Source organism: Paraburkholderia tropica (genome assembly GCF_900109265.1).
Lineage (GTDB): Bacteria > Pseudomonadota > Gammaproteobacteria > Burkholderiales > Burkholderiaceae > Paraburkholderia > Paraburkholderia tropica.
This window is the reverse complement of the sequence record NZ_FNZM01000022.1, coordinates 143,556-159,692: the sequence shown is the minus strand read 5'-3', so window position 1 is coordinate 159,692 and position 16,137 is coordinate 143,556. Positions and strand designations below refer to the sequence as shown.

Here is a 16,137-nt window from a genome sequence, read left to right as displayed (position 1 = left end):
CCCGAACTCACCAGCGCAAAGATTATCGTGTCAGGCGGACGCGGTCTGGGCAGCGGCGAAAACTACACGAAGGTACTCGAACCGCTCGCCGACAAACTCAACGCGGCACTCGGCGCATCGCGCGCAGCCGTCGATGCGGGCTACGTGCCGAACGATTATCAGGTCGGTCAAACCGGCAAGATTGTCGCGCCGCAGCTTTACGTCGCCATCGGCATTTCAGGCGCGATTCAACATCTCGCGGGCATGAAAGATTCGAAGGTGATCGTCGCAATCAACAAGGACGAGGAAGCGCCGATTTTCACCGTAGCCGACTACGGTCTCGTCGGCGATCTGTTCACGGCCGTGCCGGAGCTTGCCGATGCACTTTGAGCCCAACACCGCGACGCCCGTCCGCGACGACGCCGCCAAAGCCGCGTTCTCGCCGCAATCGTTCCTGTTCGTGCCGGGCAGCCGCCCCGAGCGTTTCGAACGCGCGCTCGAGAGCGGCGCGGACGCGGTCATCATCGACCTCGAAGATGCAGTCGAGCCCGCCGCGAAGGACGCGGCGCGCGAGAACATCGCGAACTGGGTCTCGCGCCGCCATCCCGTGCTGGTGCGCATCAATGGCCGCGCCACGCCGTGGTTCGAGGCCGATGCGAAACTTGGCGCGCTCGACGGCGTCGCGGGCATCGTGCTGCCGAAAGCCGAACACGGCACCGACGTAAGCGCGACTGTCGCGCTCGCGCGTCGCCGCGTGCCGGTGTTTCCGCTGATCGAAAGCGCGCTCGGCATGTGGAACGCGATGGACGTCGCGCGCGCGCCGTTCGTGAAGCGGCTGATGTTCGGCACGCTCGACTTCATCGCCGAAATGGGCATGCCCGACGACGGCGAGCCGCTCAATCACTATCGCTCGCAACTGGCGCTGATCTCGCGCGTGGCGGGCATCGACGCGCCGGTCGATGGCGTGACGCCCGACATTCAGGATCTCGCGCGCATCGAAGCCGACGCGCTCAACGGCAAGCGGCTCGGCTTCGGCGCCAAGCTCTGCATTCATCCGAAGCAGATCGACGCCGTGCACCGCTGCTATCGCCCGAGCGAAGCGGAACTCGCGTGGGCCGCACGCGTGGCGCAAGCTGCGCGCGAGGCGCAGGCGGGCGCGATTACCGTCGACGGCAAGATGGTCGACCGCCCCGTGATCCTGCGCGCGCAGCAACTGCTCGCGCTGGCCGCGGCGGTGGCGCAGCAGGGCGCGTGAAATCAGCGCGCGCGGCGTCGGGCGTCGAGCCCGGCGCTTTCTGCCTGACGCTTTTATCCTGATGCAACCGCCGCGCCCCGCGCAGCTTCGCGACGAGTGGCGCGAACACTTCCATCAACTCGGTCGTGCCGGAGCGCCGCTCGGGCTGACCGAATTCCACGTCGATTTTCCCCGCGTTGTGCACGTCGTAGAGATCGGTGATCAGACGCGCGTGCGCGTCGCTGAGTCCGGCGAGCTTTAGCGCGGGCGTCCATGGCTCGCGCGGCAACTCGCGCGCGGCGATGTCGCGTACGCGCGTCTGCCGCATCTCGCCTGGGCGTTGATCGCGGAACTCGAAGCGCTGGCGGAACTCAGCACGCCGCATTTCAAGGCGCTGTTTCGTGCGACGGTCGGCTTGCCGGTGCATCACTACGTGGTGCGGCGGCGGGTGCGAACGCACGGCGTGCCGCGTGCAGCGTACTCACCCGCCCACGAGACCTTCGGCGACGAGCGCGGCGCGAACGTGCGGCCGGCTTGCGACGCGCTGCTGAAACGCCGTGAGCGCGGGCAGATGCGAAAGATCGACGCCGACGTGCGGCGCCCAGTTCGTCACCGTGAACAGATAGGCGTCGGCGGCCGAGAAGTGATTGCCGAGCAGCCAGGCCTGCGGCGTCAGGATCTCTTCGAGCCACGCATAATATTTGCCGAGCGCGGCTTGCCGTTCCGCGCGAACCTCGGCGGGCGTCGCCGGATTGAACAGCGGCGAATAACTCTTGTGCACATCGGAATTGATGAACGCGAGCCACTCCTGCAAGCGGTAGCGCGCCATCGATTCATGGGCCGGCGCGAGTTCGGCTTCGGGCGCACTGTCCGCGAGAAACTGGAGGATGGCGGGGCCTTCGGTCAGGATCGTCCCGTCGTCGAGTTCGAGTGTGGGCACGTTGCCCTTCGGATTGATGCTGAAGAAGTCGACGCCGCTTTGCGTGCGTTTCGTCGCCAGGTCGACTTTTTCGAGTGCGATGGGAATGCCGCATTCGCGCGCGACGATATGGGCGGCAAGCGAGCACGCACCCGGCGAGTAATAGAGCTTCATGTCGGTTCCTGACTGGAGTGAAAACGGTCGCGGGCCACACGGTCCGCGCTACGCATGGTAGCGGCACGGCGCGGCGATGTGGCAAGTGCGCCGATATAATCCGGTTACTCCGCAGTTACCGTTTGACGAGGACGATCGACGATGGGTTTGGCGGTCCGCAAGAACAGGGCACCCGCGCCGCCCGCGTGTCAGGTGACCGACGCGCTGGGTTTTTTGCGCGGCGCATGGGCATTGAACGTGATCTGGCAGTTGCGCGACCAGGCGCGCCGGTTCGGCGAATTGCGCCGCGATTTGCCGGGCATTTCGGCGCGCGTGCTCAGCGTGCGTCTGCGCGAACTGGAGACGCGCGGGCTCGTCGCGAAACACAAGCTCGACAGTTCGCCGCCGTCGGCCGAATACGTGCTGACCGATCTCGGGCGCGAATTGCTGCCGGCCATCGACATCTTCGCGGCCGTGGGGCAGAAGGTGCTGGCGGCGTGGCAAGCGTCGCCAGCGGCTATCGCGTAACCCAGGTAAGCCGCCCGGCTCATTCCTCACCGCCGAGCCGTCGCGCCAGCCCGCTCGTGCGCACGACCCACTTCTCCAGTTCCGCGCCGAGAAACACCACGAGCCCCGCGCCCAGCACCTTGAACCATTCCTGCGGGACGAGCGCCGCCGAGCCGAACAGATGCTGCATGAAGGGCGCGTACGTGAAGGCGATCTGCATCAGCGCGCACGCGCCAATCGCGAGCAGCGCGTAACGGTTGCCGGTGAGCCCCTGCCAGCTCAGCACGGAATGGAAGATCGAGCGGCTGTTGATGAGGTAGAGCATCTCGGACATCACCACCGCATTCACGGCGATCGTGCGTGCGCGCTCGATCCCGGTGCCCGCGCTCAACTCCCAGTAAAACAGGCCGAACGCGCCGATCATCATCAACACCGAGACCATCGCCACGCGCCACATAAAGAAGCCCGAGAGCAACGATTCGCCGGGCGCGCGCGGCTTGCGGCGCATGATACCCGGTTCGGCGCGCTCGAACGCGAGCGCGATGCCGAGCGTGCTCGCCGTCACCATGTTGACCCACAGCACCTGCGCGGGCGTGAGCGGAATGCCCAGACCCGTGAGCGCGCCCGCGAGCACGACGAGCGCTTCGCCGCCGTTGGTCGGCAGCGTGAACAGGATGAACTTCTTGAGGTTGTCGTAGACGGCGCGGCCTTCGCGCACGGCGCGCGCGATGGTGGCGAAGTTGTCGTCGGCGAGCACCATGTCGGCGGCTTCCTTGGCCGCTTCGGTGCCTTTCGCGCCCATCGCCACGCCCACGTCCGCGCGCTTGAGCGCGGGCGCGTCGTTCACGCCGTCGCCGGTCATCGCCACCACCTGGCCGTCCTGCTGCAAGGCTTCGACCAGACGCAGCTTGTGCTCGGGACTCGCGCGCGCGAACACGTCGATATCGAGCGCCACGCGGCGCAGTTCCGCATCGTCCATCAGCGCGACCTCCGCGCCCGTAACGGCCGGCTTGCCCACGCCGATCGCCAGTTGCGCGCCGATCGCGCGCGCGGTTTCCGCGTGATCGCCGGTGATCATCTTCACGCGGATGCCCGCGCGATGGCAGTCGGCCACGGCCTGGATCGCCTCGTCGCGCGGCGGGTCGATGATGCCCGCGAGCGCGAGCAGCGTGAAGCCCTGCGCGACAGCGTCGAAATCGAGCGTGTTGTGCGCGGGCGCGCCGCGCCGGTACGCGAGCGCGAGCACGCGCAAGCCCTGCGCGCCGAGGTCGGTCTGCATGCGCCGCCAGTAGTCGGGATCGATGCGCTCTTCGACGCCGTGCGTGAGTTGCGTCGCGCACATGTCGAAGAGGCGTTCGGGCGCGCCTTTCACGAAGATCCATGCGTGGCCTTCGGCGTCCGTGTTCCAGCTCGCCATGAAGCGATGCTGCGACTCGAACGGAATGCTGTCGCGGCGCGCCCACGGCGTGCCCGCGCGCGCCTGCGGTTCGTGCGCGATGCCCGCCTTCGCGCCGAGCACCAGCAGCGCGCCTTCGGTGGGATCGCCTTCGACGTGCCACAGGCCCGCTTCGTCGCGACGCATCTGCGCGTCGTTGCAGAGCACGCCCGCGCGCACCGCGAGCGCGAGTTCGGGGCAGCGCGCGGGCCATTGCGCGGCGTCGAACGCGTGTTGATCGATCGTGAAGGCGCCTTCGGGCGCGTAGCCCACGCCGCTCACGTCGATCACGTCGCGCGCGCACACTACGCGCTGCACGGTCATCTCGTTGCGCGTGAGCGTGCCGGTCTTGTCGGAGCAGACGACGTTGACTGCGCCGAGCGCTTCCACGGCGGGCAGGCGACGCACGATGGCGTGGTGCCGCGCCATGCGCTGCACGCCGAGCGCGAGGATGATCGTCATGATCGCGGGCAGGCCTTCCGGAATGCCGGAGGCGACCAGCGCGACGACGATCAGGAACATGTCGCTCGCGCTTTCGCCGCGCCACAGCGTGCCGAGCGCGAAGGTGAGCGCGCCCAGCGCGAGGATCACGACGGCGAGCACGCGGCCGAAGCGGTCGATCTGGCGCAGCAGCGGCGTGGCCATCGTATCGACATCGGCGAGCATGCGGTTGATGTGGCCGATCTCGGTGTCCGCGCCCGTGGCCACGACCACGCCGCGCGCCTGGCCGTACACCACCAGCGTACCCGAATATGCCATGCCCCAGCGGTCGCCGAGCGGCGCGGCGGCGTCGACGCTCGCGGTCTGTTTATCGACGGGCAGCGACTCGCCGGTGAGCGCCGCTTCGTCCACGCGCAGTTCGCGCACGGCGATCAGCCGCAGGTCGGCGGGCACGCGGTCGCCCGATGCGAGCACGACGATGTCGCCAGGCAAGAGCTGCGTGGCGTCGACGGTCACGCGCTCGCCGTGGCGAATCGCGGTGGCGTGCGGCGAGAGCATCGAGCGGATCGCTTCGAGCGCCGATTCGGCCTTGCCTTCCTGAATGAAACCGATGGCCACGTTGACGAGCACCGCCGCGAGCAGCACGCAGGTGTCGAGCCAATGCCGCAGCACGGCCGTGACGAGCGCGCCCGCGAGCATGACGTAGATCAGCACGTTGTGGAATTGCAGCGCGAGGCGCAGCAGCGGGCCGCGGCGTTTGGGCGGCAGCAGACGGTTCTCGCCGTAGCGCGCGCGGCGGCGCGCCACTTCGGCGTCGTCGAGACCTTCGGGCGTGGTGCCGAGATCGGCGAGCGCCTGATCGGCATCGACGTTGTGCCACGCGCGCGGCGCGGCGGCGGCAGGCGGCTGATCGGGCATCGTGCGGTCCTCCGTCGTGCGGGTTCGCACGATGGCGGTCGATTGCAGGGGCAACGAAGCGCACCGTCGAACGTCTGCGGAAAAAATCAGTACGACGGTACCGGAATTGGCGCGCGCGTGCGCCGGACGTGCGTGCGGCGATGCGGCGCGCGACATGGGTGGATCGCGCGCGCGGCGAACGTGGTGAACGTGGAAATGCACGCACGCAAACGCACGCACGCAAAAATACCGCGCCGCCGTCCGCAAGAAGCGGAACGGCGGCGCGGCTGATGATTGATTCGATATCCGAACGATTTAAAAACGATATCGCGTTCGGATCAATGCATCACTTCGCGACCGGCATCGTGAATTCCGCACCCTTTTCGGTGCTTTCCGGCCAGCGCTGCATGATCGACTTCTGCTTGGTGTAGAAGCGCACGCCTTCCTCGCCATACGCGTGCATGTCGCCGAACAGGCTGCGCTTCCAGCCGCCGAAACCGTGCCACGCCATCGGCACCGGAATCGGCACGTTGATGCCCACCATGCCCACTTCGATCTGGCGGCCGAATTCGCGCGCCACGTTGCCGTCGCGCGTGAAGCAGGCCACGCCGTTGCCGAACTCGTGGTCGTTGATCAGTTGCACGGCTTCGGAGAAGTCCTTCACGCGCACGCAGGCGAGCACCGGGCCGAAAATCTCTTCCTTGTAGATGCGCATGTCAGGCGTGACGTCGTCGAACAGCGTGCCGCCGGTGAAGAAGCCGTTTTCGTGACCCGGCACCGTGAGGCCGCGGCCGTCCACGACGAGCTTCGCGCCTTCCTCGATGCCCGTGGCGATATAGCCTTCGATGCGTTCCAGCGCCTGTTTCGTGACGATCGGGCCCATTTCGGCGTCGGCTTCCATGCCGTTCTTCACCTTGAGCGTGCGCGCGCGCTCGGCCAGACGCGGCACGATCTTGTCGGCGACATCGCCGACCAGCACCGCCACCGAGATCGCCATGCAGCGCTCGCCCGCCGAACCGTAGGCCGCGCCGATCAGCGCGTCGACGGCCTGGTCGAGATCGGCGTCGGGCATCACGACCATGTGGTTCTTCGCGCCGCCCAGCGCCTGCACGCGCTTGCCGTGCTTCGCGCCGGTTTCGTAGATGTAGTTCGCGATGGGCGTGCTGCCGACGAAGCTCACGGCCTTCACGTCGCGATGCGCGAGCAGTGCGTCGACCACGATCTTGTCGCCCTGCACGACGTTGAACACGCCATCGGGCAGGCCCGCTTCGGTCAGCAGACGCGCCATGAACAGCGCGGCCGACGGATCGCGTTCGCTCGGCTTGAGCACGAAGGTGCAGCCCGCCGCGAGCGCGACCGGGAACATCCAGCACGGCACCATGCACGGGAAATTGAACGGCGTGATGCCCGCGACCACGCCCAGTGGTTGGCGCACGGTCCAGTTGTCCATGCCCGTGGAAACCTGCTCGGTGTAGTCGCCCTTGAGCAGTTGCGGAATGCCGCAGGCGAATTCGATCACGTCGATGCCGCGGGCGACTTCGCCTTGCGCGTCGGCGAACACCTTGCCGTGCTCGGCGGTGATGATCGCCGCGAGTTCGTCCTTGTGGCGGTTCATCAGTTCGAGGAAGCGCAGCATGACGCGCGCGCGGCGGATCGGCGGCGTGTCGCGCCAGGCCGGGAACGCGGCTTTCGCGCTCGCCACGGCGGCGTCGACGTCGGCGACTTCGCCCAGCACCAGACGGCGCGCGGCGGCGCCGGTCGCTGGATTGAAGACGGATTGCGTGCGGTCGCCCGCGCCGCGCTCGCGCTTGCCGCCGATGTAGTTGACTACGTCTGCGGAATCGGTAAAGGGCTGCATGTCATCTCCTCGAAGTTGGGTATCGATTGAGTATCGATTGAGCATCGGTTGATCGTCACTATGACGGCCAGTGTACGGAGGCGGCAGGCGTCTGCACAGCCACGCAGGCTGAATTGATTGTTTTCCAGCGTGAACAATCGCCATGCGCAGCGCTGAAAGATGCGCGGGCGCGGTGCTATCATCGGCGCATCTTTGAGGATTCGGGGCGGGAGTCATTTCGTGGATACGCAGAACGTCGAAGCGCTCTGGACCCACTTGCACTGGCTGAACGTGCTGGCGGCGCAGGGCAGTTATACGGCGGCCGCCGCGCGGCTCGGCGTGAGCAAGGCCGCGATGAGCCAGCGGATCGCCGAACTGGAACGCGTGGCGGGCGTCGCGCTGGTGCAGCGCACCACGCGCAGCGTGCGCTTTACGGAAGCGGGGCGGCGGCTCGTGGAAGACACGCGCGCGCAGTTCGAACGCATCGCCACGAGTTTCGCGAGCGTACGCGAAATGGCCGACGTCGCGCGCGGCACGGTGCGCGTGACCGCGCCCGTGGCCTTCGCGCGTCAGCAACTGGTGCCGCGTCTCGCGCAGTTCGCGCGCGCGAATCCCGAGGTGCGCGTGCAGCTCGACCTGTCAGACCGGCTCACGTCGATCGCGAGCGAGGGTTTCGATCTCGCGATCCGCCACAGCGCGCAGGTGCCGGAAACGCATGTGGCGTTCAAGCTCTGCGACACGCGTTCGGTGATCGTCGCCACGCGCGCGTATCTGAAGCTGCGCGGCACGCCGCAAACGCCCGCCGATCTCGCGCAGCACGACTGTCTTTACTATCCGCGCACGCTCGGGTCGGGCGCGTGGTCGTTCGAAAAAGCCGGGCGGCGCGCCGAGCAGTCGCGCGTGAACGTGACCGTGAACGGGCCGGTGTCGGCCAATAACAGCGAGGCGCTGCGCGACGCCGCGCTCGAAAATCTGGGCATTGCGCTGCTGCCCGATTTCAGCGCGCAGGCCGCGTTGCAGGCGGGCAAGCTCGTCGTGCTGCTGCCGGCGTGGCGGCCGGTGGGGGCGTTCGCGTCGCAGTTGCACGTGGTGCGGCCCTATGGCGCGCATGTGCCGCGCGCGGTGACGCTGTTCGCCGATTTTCTGCGCCAGACCTTCAAGCAGGGCTTTCCGCTCGAATGAGCGACGCGGACGGCGAGTCGCATCTGACGTTTTTTCGCATCGCCCGGCGCGCCGGAGGTTGACGCGCGGAACGCACCGCCTTTACGCTCGCGCGCTGATGGTTCCCGGCGACGGGATCAAAAGGGAACGCAGTAACGGCGCGCGCGCCGGAAGTCTGCGGCTGTCCCCGCAACTGTGAGCGGCGAGTCCATGCCAGCGAGGGCCACTGGGAAACCGGGAAGGCCGGCATCGGGCGACGACCCGCGAGCCAGGAGACCTGCCATCGACCGAGGTCCAAGCAGCCGCAAAGGGCGGGGTGTCCCGATGCGCGCGCGCCGCCCGCGCGGCCGCCCGTTGCAAGGACAGTTCGACCTCTGGATCTGTCTGCTCATGAAGTATCGTCAATTCGCTTCCACCGTTCTCGCGTCCGCCGTCGCGGCCTGCGCCTGGCAGGGCGCTTATGCGCAAACGTCGCCGCAAAGTGCTGAAGAAAGCGCTGAACCAACCCAGGCCGACGCCACGTTGCCGAACATTCTCGTGGTTGGCGACACGCAGCGTCTGCCGCAATCGTTCGATCAGCGTTACGCCAGCACGCAGGTGCTCACGCGCGCCGATCTCGACCGGCTCGACCCGATCGACCCGAGCATCACGCAGGCGCTCGCCACGCTGCCGGGCGTCAGCGTTTCGCAGAGCGGCGGTCCCGGCGCGACGGCGTCGGTCAGCATTCGCGGCTCGGCGGCCAATCAGGTGGCCGTGTTCATCGACGGCATCCGCGTGGGCTCGGCGACCACGGGCACGGCCGCGTGGGCCGATCTGCCGACCTCGGCGTTCGATCGCGTGGAAGTGATTTCCGGCCCGGCGGCGGCGTCGTTCGGCGCGGATGCCGTGGGCGGCGTCGTGCAGCTCTTCACGCGCCACGCCTCGAATCAGCCGAACCAGACCACGGTGTCATTCGGCGGCGGCTCGAACAAGACCTTCGACACGCAGCTGCGCACCTCGGGCACCGTGCCGTCGAGCGGGCCGCTCGCGGCGCTCGGCGGACTCACGTATTCGCTCGGTCTGCACGACTACAACACCGCGGGCATCGACGCGACCAAACCGTGGGCCTACGGTCACGAGGACGGCCGCAATCCGTATCACGCGCAGGACGTGGACGCGCGTCTTGGCTACGCGCGCGAGAACTGGTCGATCTCGACCTTCGCGCTCTATCACCGCTCGGATCTCTCGTACGACAACGCGGGCTACGCGGATCGCCAGCGCGATCATCAGCTCACGACCGGCGTGGCGTTTCATCTCGACATCACGCCGACCACGCAGTTCGACCAGTCGTTCGGCTATGCGTACGACCGCCAGTTCCTCTACGCGAACGACCCCGGCATGCCGACCGACGAAATCGATTCGACGCGCCTGAGCACGTCGACGTCGATCACGCATCAGGAAACCGGTCACACGCTGTTCGGTCACGCGCTCTCGGGCGAGACCAAGCTCGCGTACGACTTCACGCGCGAGCAGGCGTATCTTCCCGTCGATGTGCCGGACGGCCTGCCCGCGCGCAACGATTCCGCCGTCTCGCTGCATCAGTCGGCGACGCTCGGCGACTGGACGCTGTTCCTCGCCGGGCGCCACGAGATCGTACAGGGGCAAAGCGTGAACACGGGCAACGCGGCGCTCGCGTGGGCGATCACGCCGGTCTATACCGCGCGCGTGTCGTACGGCAACGCGTTCCGTCTGCCGACCTTCAACGACCTCTACTATCCGGGCTACGCGAATCCGAATCTGCAACCCGAGCGCAGCGACACGGTGGAAGTGGCGCTCGACGCGGCGACGTCGATCGGCACCTTCACGGCGGCGCTCTACGACACGCGCGTGCACGACCTCATCACCTACGATTCGCAGACCTTCCTGCCCGTCAACGTGGGCCGAGCGCATATTCAGGGCATCGATCTCTCGTACAAGGGCACGCTTGGGGCGAACACGCTGGTCAGCGTCGCGGTGGGGCTGCTCAATCCGCAGGACGTGAGCGATCAGACCTGGTTGAACCGGCGTCCGCGTCAGACTGTGAATCTGAGCGTCGATCACACGTGGGACGCGTTTCATCTGCACGCGCTGAGCACGGGCATTTCGCTGCTCTACGGTGGCTCGACCTTCGACGACCAGTACAACACGACGTATCTGCCCTCGTACACGACGGTCAATCTGCGCGCCACGTACAAGATCAATGCGCATCTCGCGCTGTCGGCCACGCTCTCGAACCTGTTCAATCGCGACTACTCGACCGCATACGGCTACAACTCGCTGGGCCGCACGGCGTTCGGCAAGATCACGTACACGTTCTGAGCGCGTTCGAACGGCGATTCGTTAGCAATCGTTGAGCGGAGTTGAGCGGAAACGTCTCGCGGCGGCGCGCGGTTTTGTACCGCAATGTATCTGCGCCGCCGCGGGAAAAACTCGCTTGCAATAAAGGGGGACGACGGAAACAAGCCAGATACGTCCAGCGGTTCAAATATCTCCAACGCAAGGTTGAACACAGACAACAGTGCGCCGACCGACTCACTCACTCATCGACTGGAGATTGACCATGAACCTCGTTCGTACCCTCGTTGCTGCCGCCGTCGTCGCCGTTCCCGCGCTTTCGTTCGCCGCCCAGCCGGCCCAGCAAGGCCTCACCCGCGCCCAGGTGCGCGCGGAACTGGTCCAGCTTCAGCAAGCCGGCTATCGCCAGTCGAGCGACAACAACCAGTATCCGGTTCACCTCCAGGCCGCGCTGGCGCGCATCGCCGCGAGCCAGGACGTCGCGCACGTCAACGCGCCTTCGCATGACGCCGATGCCAACGCCGTGCAGACCTCGTTCGGCGGCGTGACGAGCGGCAGCTCGGCTTCGGGCTCGCACGTCAAGCCCGCGCATGCGACGCTGCACGACTTCTCCGGCGCGCAGGCGGATCAGGTCGGCCTCGAACCGATCTACGCCCACTCCTAATGCGCCGGCCGTCGCGAGGCGCGTGCTTGAAACAAGCCTGAATCACGCTTGAATCATGCTTGACTTACGCTTGAATCACGCGCGCCTTCGCCCGGCGTTCTGCCGACCATTCCTCTCATTTCCACACTCATTCCACGGAGTCAGACGATGCTTCGTCTTCTTCGCAAGTCCCTCGCGTTCGCCGGACTGTTGGGCGGACTCTTCGGCTTGCCCGCCGCGCATGCCGCACAACCGGCGGCTCAAGCCGCCGCATCCGCCGATCTGCAAGGCAAGAACGTCGTGCTCGTGCACGGCGCGTTCGCCGACGGTTCGAGTTGGGACAAGGTGATCCCGCTGCTCGAAGCGCGCGGGCTGCATGTGGTGGCCGTGCAGAATCCGCTCAGTTCCCTCGCCGACGACGCGGCCGCAACGAAGCGCGTGATCGATCAGCAGACGGGGCCGGTGGTGCTGGTTGGCCATTCGTGGGCGGGCGTGGTGATCAGCGAAGCCGGTAACGACGACAAGGTGAAGGCGCTCGTCTACGTGGCCGCGTTCGCGCCCGACGACGGCCAGTCGATCAGCGACATCACGAAGGGACTGCCGCCGCCCGTGTGGGCGAACGCGCTGCGCAAGGATTCGGCGGGCTATCTGACGCTCTCGACCGAAGCGGTGCTCGACGACTTCGCGCAGGACTTGCCGCTCGCGCAGCGCCGCCTGATTGCGGCCACGCAGGCGCCGTGGTTCTCGGGATGTATCGACCAGAAGGTGGATCAGGCCGCGTGGCGCGGCCGTCCGTCGTACTTCGTGATTCCCACGCACGACCGCATGATCGACCCGCAATTGCAGGCGAAGATGGCGGCGCATATCGGCGCGACGGTGACGCACGTGAACGCGAGCCACGTGGCGATGGCGGGTCAGCCGCAGCAAGTGGCCGACGTGATTATCGAGGCGGCGCGCAAGGCGCAGTGAGTGCCGCCTGAGGTTCATACGAGGTGGCACGATGCAGCACGGTGGATCCGGAAATCGAATCCATCGTGCGCGCTATCGTTGCCGCCTTACTCGGACGCTTCCAGCTTGTCGATTGCGATGCCGAGTTCGCCGGCCATGCGCTCGACGAGCTGTTGCAGACGCGCGACTTCATCGGCGAGACGCTGATGATCGGCGCGCAACGCCTCGAAATCCTCGGAGGAAACGCTGCCTTCCGCCACGCTGTCGCGCTCGCCCGCATAGGACGTGGGCACGCTCAGACTGACTTCGCCGCACAGCAGATGCATCCAGCGGCTCTCGCGCTCGCCGGGCGCGCGCGGCAGCTTGACGACGAGCGGCGGCTCGCGTTCGGCGAGTTCGCTGAGAAACGCTTCCACCGACGACACATCGGCGAAACCATGTAGACGCGCGGAGTTCAGCCGCAGTTCGGCGGCCGTCTGCGCGCCGCGCAGCAGCAGCACCGTGAGGAGCGCGCCGGCCTGCGTCGGCACGCCGAGCACGCGGTTCAGGTTGTGCTCGAAGCGCGGCACGCGGCTGCTGCTGCCTTCGAACACGAGGCTCAGGTGCTTGAGGTCTTCGATGGCGCTGAGCACCTCGGCTTCGCTCACGTTCATCACGGGCGCGCGCGCCGTCTTCTGGTTGCAGCCCGAGGTGAGCGAGTTCAGCGAGAGCGGATAGGTGTCGGGCACCGTATGCTGCTTCTCGACCAGCACGCCGACGATGCGCGCTTCGAGCGGCGTGAGCGCGCGCAACGTGCGCGGCGAGGAACCTTCGGCGGGAGAATTCATAGGCGGGTCAGGCAAGAGTTTTGCACGGGATTCGATCATACCCGCCCTGAGCCGCTTGCCGGAACCCTCGTGCGGCGTCCGCGCGTGCTAGCGCGCCGCCCGCGAGAGCGCGTGCTCCTCGAATCCGGCCAGCACGTTGACCACGTTCACGCCGATTTCTTCGACCGCATAGCCGCCTTCCATCACGAACAGCGTGGGCAGACCGAGCCCGGCGATACGCGCGCCGATACGCGAAAAGTCCGCCGATTTCAGCTTGAAACGCGAGATCGGATCGCCCTCGAAGGTGTCGACGCCCAGCGAGACGACGAGCGCGTCGGGGCCGAAGCCCGCGATGCGCGCGCCCGCGTGATCGAGCGCCTGCGCGTAGCGGCTCCAATCCGTCCCCCACGGCAGCGGATAGTTCAGATTGAAGCCCTCGCCCGCGCCGCGCCCGGTTTCATCCGCGTGACCGAGCAGATACGGATAGTCGAGCAGCGGGTCGGCATGCAGCGAGGCAAACAGCACGTCGTCGCGATCGTAGAAGATCGACTGCGTGCCGTTGCCGTGGTGATAGTCGATGTCGAGAATCGCCACGCGCCGCGCGCCTTGCGCGAGCCAGTGCGCGGCGGCGAGCGCCGCGTTGTTGAGGTAGCAGTAGCCGCCCATCACGTCGCGGCCCGCGTGATGGCCGGGCGGGCGGCACAGCGCGAACGCGGCCTGTGCGCCGTCGTGCACGCGCTGCGCGCCCGTGAGCGCGAGATTCGCCGACTCCTCGACCGCGTCCCAGGTGCCCGCCGTGATCGGCGCGCCCGCGTCCATCGCATAGAAGCCGAGCTTGCCGTCGATGCTGTGCGGAGCGCGGTCGCGGCGCAGACCGCGCGCGGGCCAGATGGTCGGCAGCGCGTCGTGCGTGCGGCCCAGCGCGGTCCATTCTCCCCACGCGCCGTGCAGGAAGTCGAGATACGCATCGCTGTGCACGCGGCGCAGCGCGTCGACGCCGAACGCATCGGGCGCGATCGTCTCGTCGAAACCGGCTTCGGTCAGCCGCGCGCGCACGATATCGACGCGCTTCGGCATTTCGAAACAGGGCTTGAGTTCGCCGTCGATCAGTTCGCTACGGCCGTGATGCAGGCGATGGCGCTCGCCGAGGATGGTCAGCATGCAGGTCTCCCGTCGTGAATGTGTCGCGAACGTGAGGCGCTCATGCTGCGCACACGTTCGGTGCATGCAGCGACTATGGCCGCACGCCGATTTTCTTTCCAAGAAGAAATATCCGATTCACAAGCAAGCCCGCGGCTATGCAGGCGTGAGAACTGCATAAGAAAAAGCTATTCACTAGCAAAGAATTTCGTTCTTTTCCGCGCAATATTGGCGGTCGAAAGTGCGTCATCACAACGCACTTTCGTGCGTCTACGTCACGCACTTTCCTTTCGCAGGAGCCGCCGATGAGCCAATCCGATACCGTCGCTCGCCTCGAGCAGAGCACGATCCAGCCCATACCCGACGCCGAGCGTCACGGCCGCGCGAGCGACCTGTTCACGATCTGGTTCGGCTCGAACATCATGTTGCTGACCATCGTCACGGGCGCGCTGGCCGTGACCGTGTTCAAGCAGCCGTTCTGGTGGGGCGTGCTCGGCATCGTGATCGGCACGCTGGTGGGCGCGGTGTTCATGGCGCTGCATTCGGCGCAAGGTCCGCAACTCGGCGTCCCGCAGATGGTGCAGACGCGCGGCCAGTTCGGCTCGCTCGGCTCGCTGCTGGTGGTCGGCCTCGTCGTGGTGATGTATCTGGGCTTCTTCGCGTCGAACCTCGTGCTGGGCGGTCAGGCGCTGCACAGCCTCACCACGCACGTGAGCGTGAACGACGGCGTGCTCGTGGTCGGCGCGCTCAGTCTCGTGGCGACCATCTTCGGCTACAACCTGATCCACGCCTACACGCGCCTGATGACGTGGTGCTCGGGCGCGGTGCTGCTGCTCGCGTTCATCTGGATCGTGGGCGTGCACGGCTTGCCCGCCGACTTCTTCGCACGCAACACCGCGAACGCCACGGGCTTTCTCGGCACGATTTCGATCGCGGCACTCTGGCAGATCGCGTACGCGCCGTATGTCTCCGACTACTCGCGCTACATGCCGCGCGCAACCGGCGCACGCGTGGCGTTCTGGTCGAGCTACTGGGGCTGCTCGCTCGGCTCGATCTTCCCGATGGTGCTGGGCGCGATGGTCGGCCTGATGGTCGCCGACGGCGACGTGGTCAACGGCCTCACCACGCTCACGCACGGCATCAGCGGTCTGGTGGTGATCGTGCTCTCGGTGGGCATTGCCGCGACCAACGCGATGAACCTGTACTGCGGCGCGCTCTCGTCGATGACGATCGTGCAGACGCTGTTTCCCTCGTGGTCGGGCCAGGCGCGCGCACGCGCCGTGACGGCGGTGATCCTGTTCGCGATCTCGCTGGCCATCGCACTGTTCGGCCAGAGCAACTTCCTCGCCGAATACACCAACTTCATTCTGCTGCTGCTCTACGTGCTGGTGCCCTGGACGGCGGTGAACCTGATCGATTACTACCTCGTCTGCCACGGCGACTATCACATCGACTCGTTCTTCCGCCAGGACGGCGGCATCTACGGACGCTTCAACGGCGTGGCGATCTTCGCCTACCTGTTCGGCATCGCCGTGCAACTGCCGTTCGTCGCGACCGATCTGTACACCGGCCCGATCGCCAAACGCCTCGGCGGCGCCGATATCTCGTGGATCGTCGGGCTGATTCTCACTTCGGTCGTGTACTACGCGGGTTGCAAACGCTTCTCGCGCGCGGGCGCCGCGCAAAATCAGACCGACGTTGCCGTGGGCATCTGACACGCACGA

Annotated in this window: 13 protein-coding genes and 1 riboswitch; of the genes, 8 read left to right on the top strand and 5 right to left on the bottom strand. The window is 66.7% G+C overall.

Annotated elements, in window-relative coordinates; genetic code table 11:
* Together BMY06_RS31280 and BMY06_RS31275 are read left to right on the top strand one after the other, a co-directional pair.
* On the top strand, positions 1 to 369 hold a 369-nt coding region (locus tag BMY06_RS31280), incomplete at its 5' end, for an electron transfer flavoprotein subunit alpha/FixB family protein (protein WP_208608917.1).
* Positions 359 to 1,234 carry an HpcH/HpaI aldolase/citrate lyase family protein gene (locus tag BMY06_RS31275; RefSeq protein WP_080180888.1) on the top strand — a complete coding sequence of 292 codons (876 nt, stop codon included), beginning with the start codon at positions 359 to 361 and terminating at the stop codon, positions 1,232 to 1,234. The genes BMY06_RS31280 and BMY06_RS31275, both read left to right, overlap by 11 nt.
* Positions 1,235 to 1,694: 460 nt before the next feature.
* On the opposite strand, the gene gstA is transcribed toward BMY06_RS31275, so the two are convergent.
* Positions 1,695 to 2,306, bottom strand: a complete 612-nt coding sequence (gene gstA, locus BMY06_RS31265; protein WP_065058620.1) for a glutathione transferase GstA — start codon at positions 2,304 to 2,306, stop codon at positions 1,695 to 1,697.
* Positions 2,307 to 2,447: 141 nt separating this feature from the next.
* Between gstA and BMY06_RS31260 the strand changes: the two genes are divergently transcribed.
* On the top strand, positions 2,448 to 2,813 hold the full coding sequence (locus tag BMY06_RS31260) for a winged helix-turn-helix transcriptional regulator (protein ID WP_065058621.1): 366 nt from the start codon (positions 2,448 to 2,450) through the stop codon (positions 2,811 to 2,813).
* Between the two features lie 19 nt (positions 2,814 to 2,832).
* On the opposite strand, the gene BMY06_RS31255 is transcribed toward BMY06_RS31260, so the two are convergent.
* Complete coding sequence (locus BMY06_RS31255) at positions 2,833 to 5,586, bottom strand: cation-transporting P-type ATPase (protein ID WP_074986978.1); 2,754 nt, start codon at positions 5,584 to 5,586, stop codon at positions 2,833 to 2,835.
* Between the two features lie 325 nt (positions 5,587 to 5,911).
* On the bottom strand, positions 5,912 to 7,423 hold the full coding sequence (locus BMY06_RS31250) for a CoA-acylating methylmalonate-semialdehyde dehydrogenase (RefSeq protein ID WP_065058623.1): 1,512 nt from the start codon (positions 7,421 to 7,423) through the stop codon (positions 5,912 to 5,914).
* Between the two features lie 219 nt (positions 7,424 to 7,642).
* Between BMY06_RS31250 and BMY06_RS31245 the strand changes: the two genes are divergently transcribed.
* From BMY06_RS31245 to BMY06_RS31230, 4 genes are all read left to right on the top strand, one after another.
* Complete coding sequence (locus BMY06_RS31245) at positions 7,643 to 8,584, top strand: LysR family transcriptional regulator (protein ID WP_074986963.1); 942 nt, start codon at positions 7,643 to 7,645, stop codon at positions 8,582 to 8,584.
* A gap of 80 nt (positions 8,585 to 8,664) precedes the next feature.
* Positions 8,665 to 8,862, top strand: a riboswitch (cobalamin riboswitch).
* 91 nt (positions 8,863 to 8,953) lie between these two features.
* Positions 8,954 to 10,900, top strand: a complete 1,947-nt coding sequence (locus BMY06_RS31240; RefSeq protein ID WP_074986977.1) for a TonB-dependent receptor domain-containing protein — start codon at positions 8,954 to 8,956, stop codon at positions 10,898 to 10,900.
* Between the two features lie 241 nt (positions 10,901 to 11,141).
* Entirely contained in the window at positions 11,142 to 11,540 is a 399-nt protein-coding gene (locus BMY06_RS31235) for a DUF4148 domain-containing protein (RefSeq protein WP_074986962.1), read from the top strand.
* Positions 11,541 to 11,687: 147 nt separating this feature from the next.
* Positions 11,688 to 12,488 (top strand): alpha/beta fold hydrolase, encoded by an 801-nt coding sequence (locus BMY06_RS31230; RefSeq protein ID WP_074986961.1) that lies wholly within the window; start codon positions 11,688 to 11,690, stop codon positions 12,486 to 12,488.
* Between the two features lie 86 nt (positions 12,489 to 12,574).
* Here BMY06_RS31230 and BMY06_RS31225 read toward each other — a convergent pair whose 3' ends face one another.
* Together BMY06_RS31225 and BMY06_RS31220 are read right to left on the bottom strand one after the other, a co-directional pair.
* Complete coding sequence (locus BMY06_RS31225) at positions 12,575 to 13,294, bottom strand: YceH family protein (RefSeq protein ID WP_065058629.1); 720 nt, start codon at positions 13,292 to 13,294, stop codon at positions 12,575 to 12,577.
* 87 nt (positions 13,295 to 13,381) lie between these two features.
* Positions 13,382 to 14,434, bottom strand: a complete 1,053-nt coding sequence (locus BMY06_RS31220; RefSeq protein WP_074986960.1) for a histone deacetylase family protein — start codon at positions 14,432 to 14,434, stop codon at positions 13,382 to 13,384.
* 284 nt (positions 14,435 to 14,718) lie between these two features.
* Between BMY06_RS31220 and BMY06_RS31215 the strand changes: the two genes are divergently transcribed.
* Complete coding sequence (locus BMY06_RS31215; protein ID WP_065058632.1) at positions 14,719 to 16,128, top strand: purine-cytosine permease family protein; 1,410 nt, start codon at positions 14,719 to 14,721, stop codon at positions 16,126 to 16,128.
* Positions 16,129 to 16,137 lie beyond the last annotated feature (9 nt).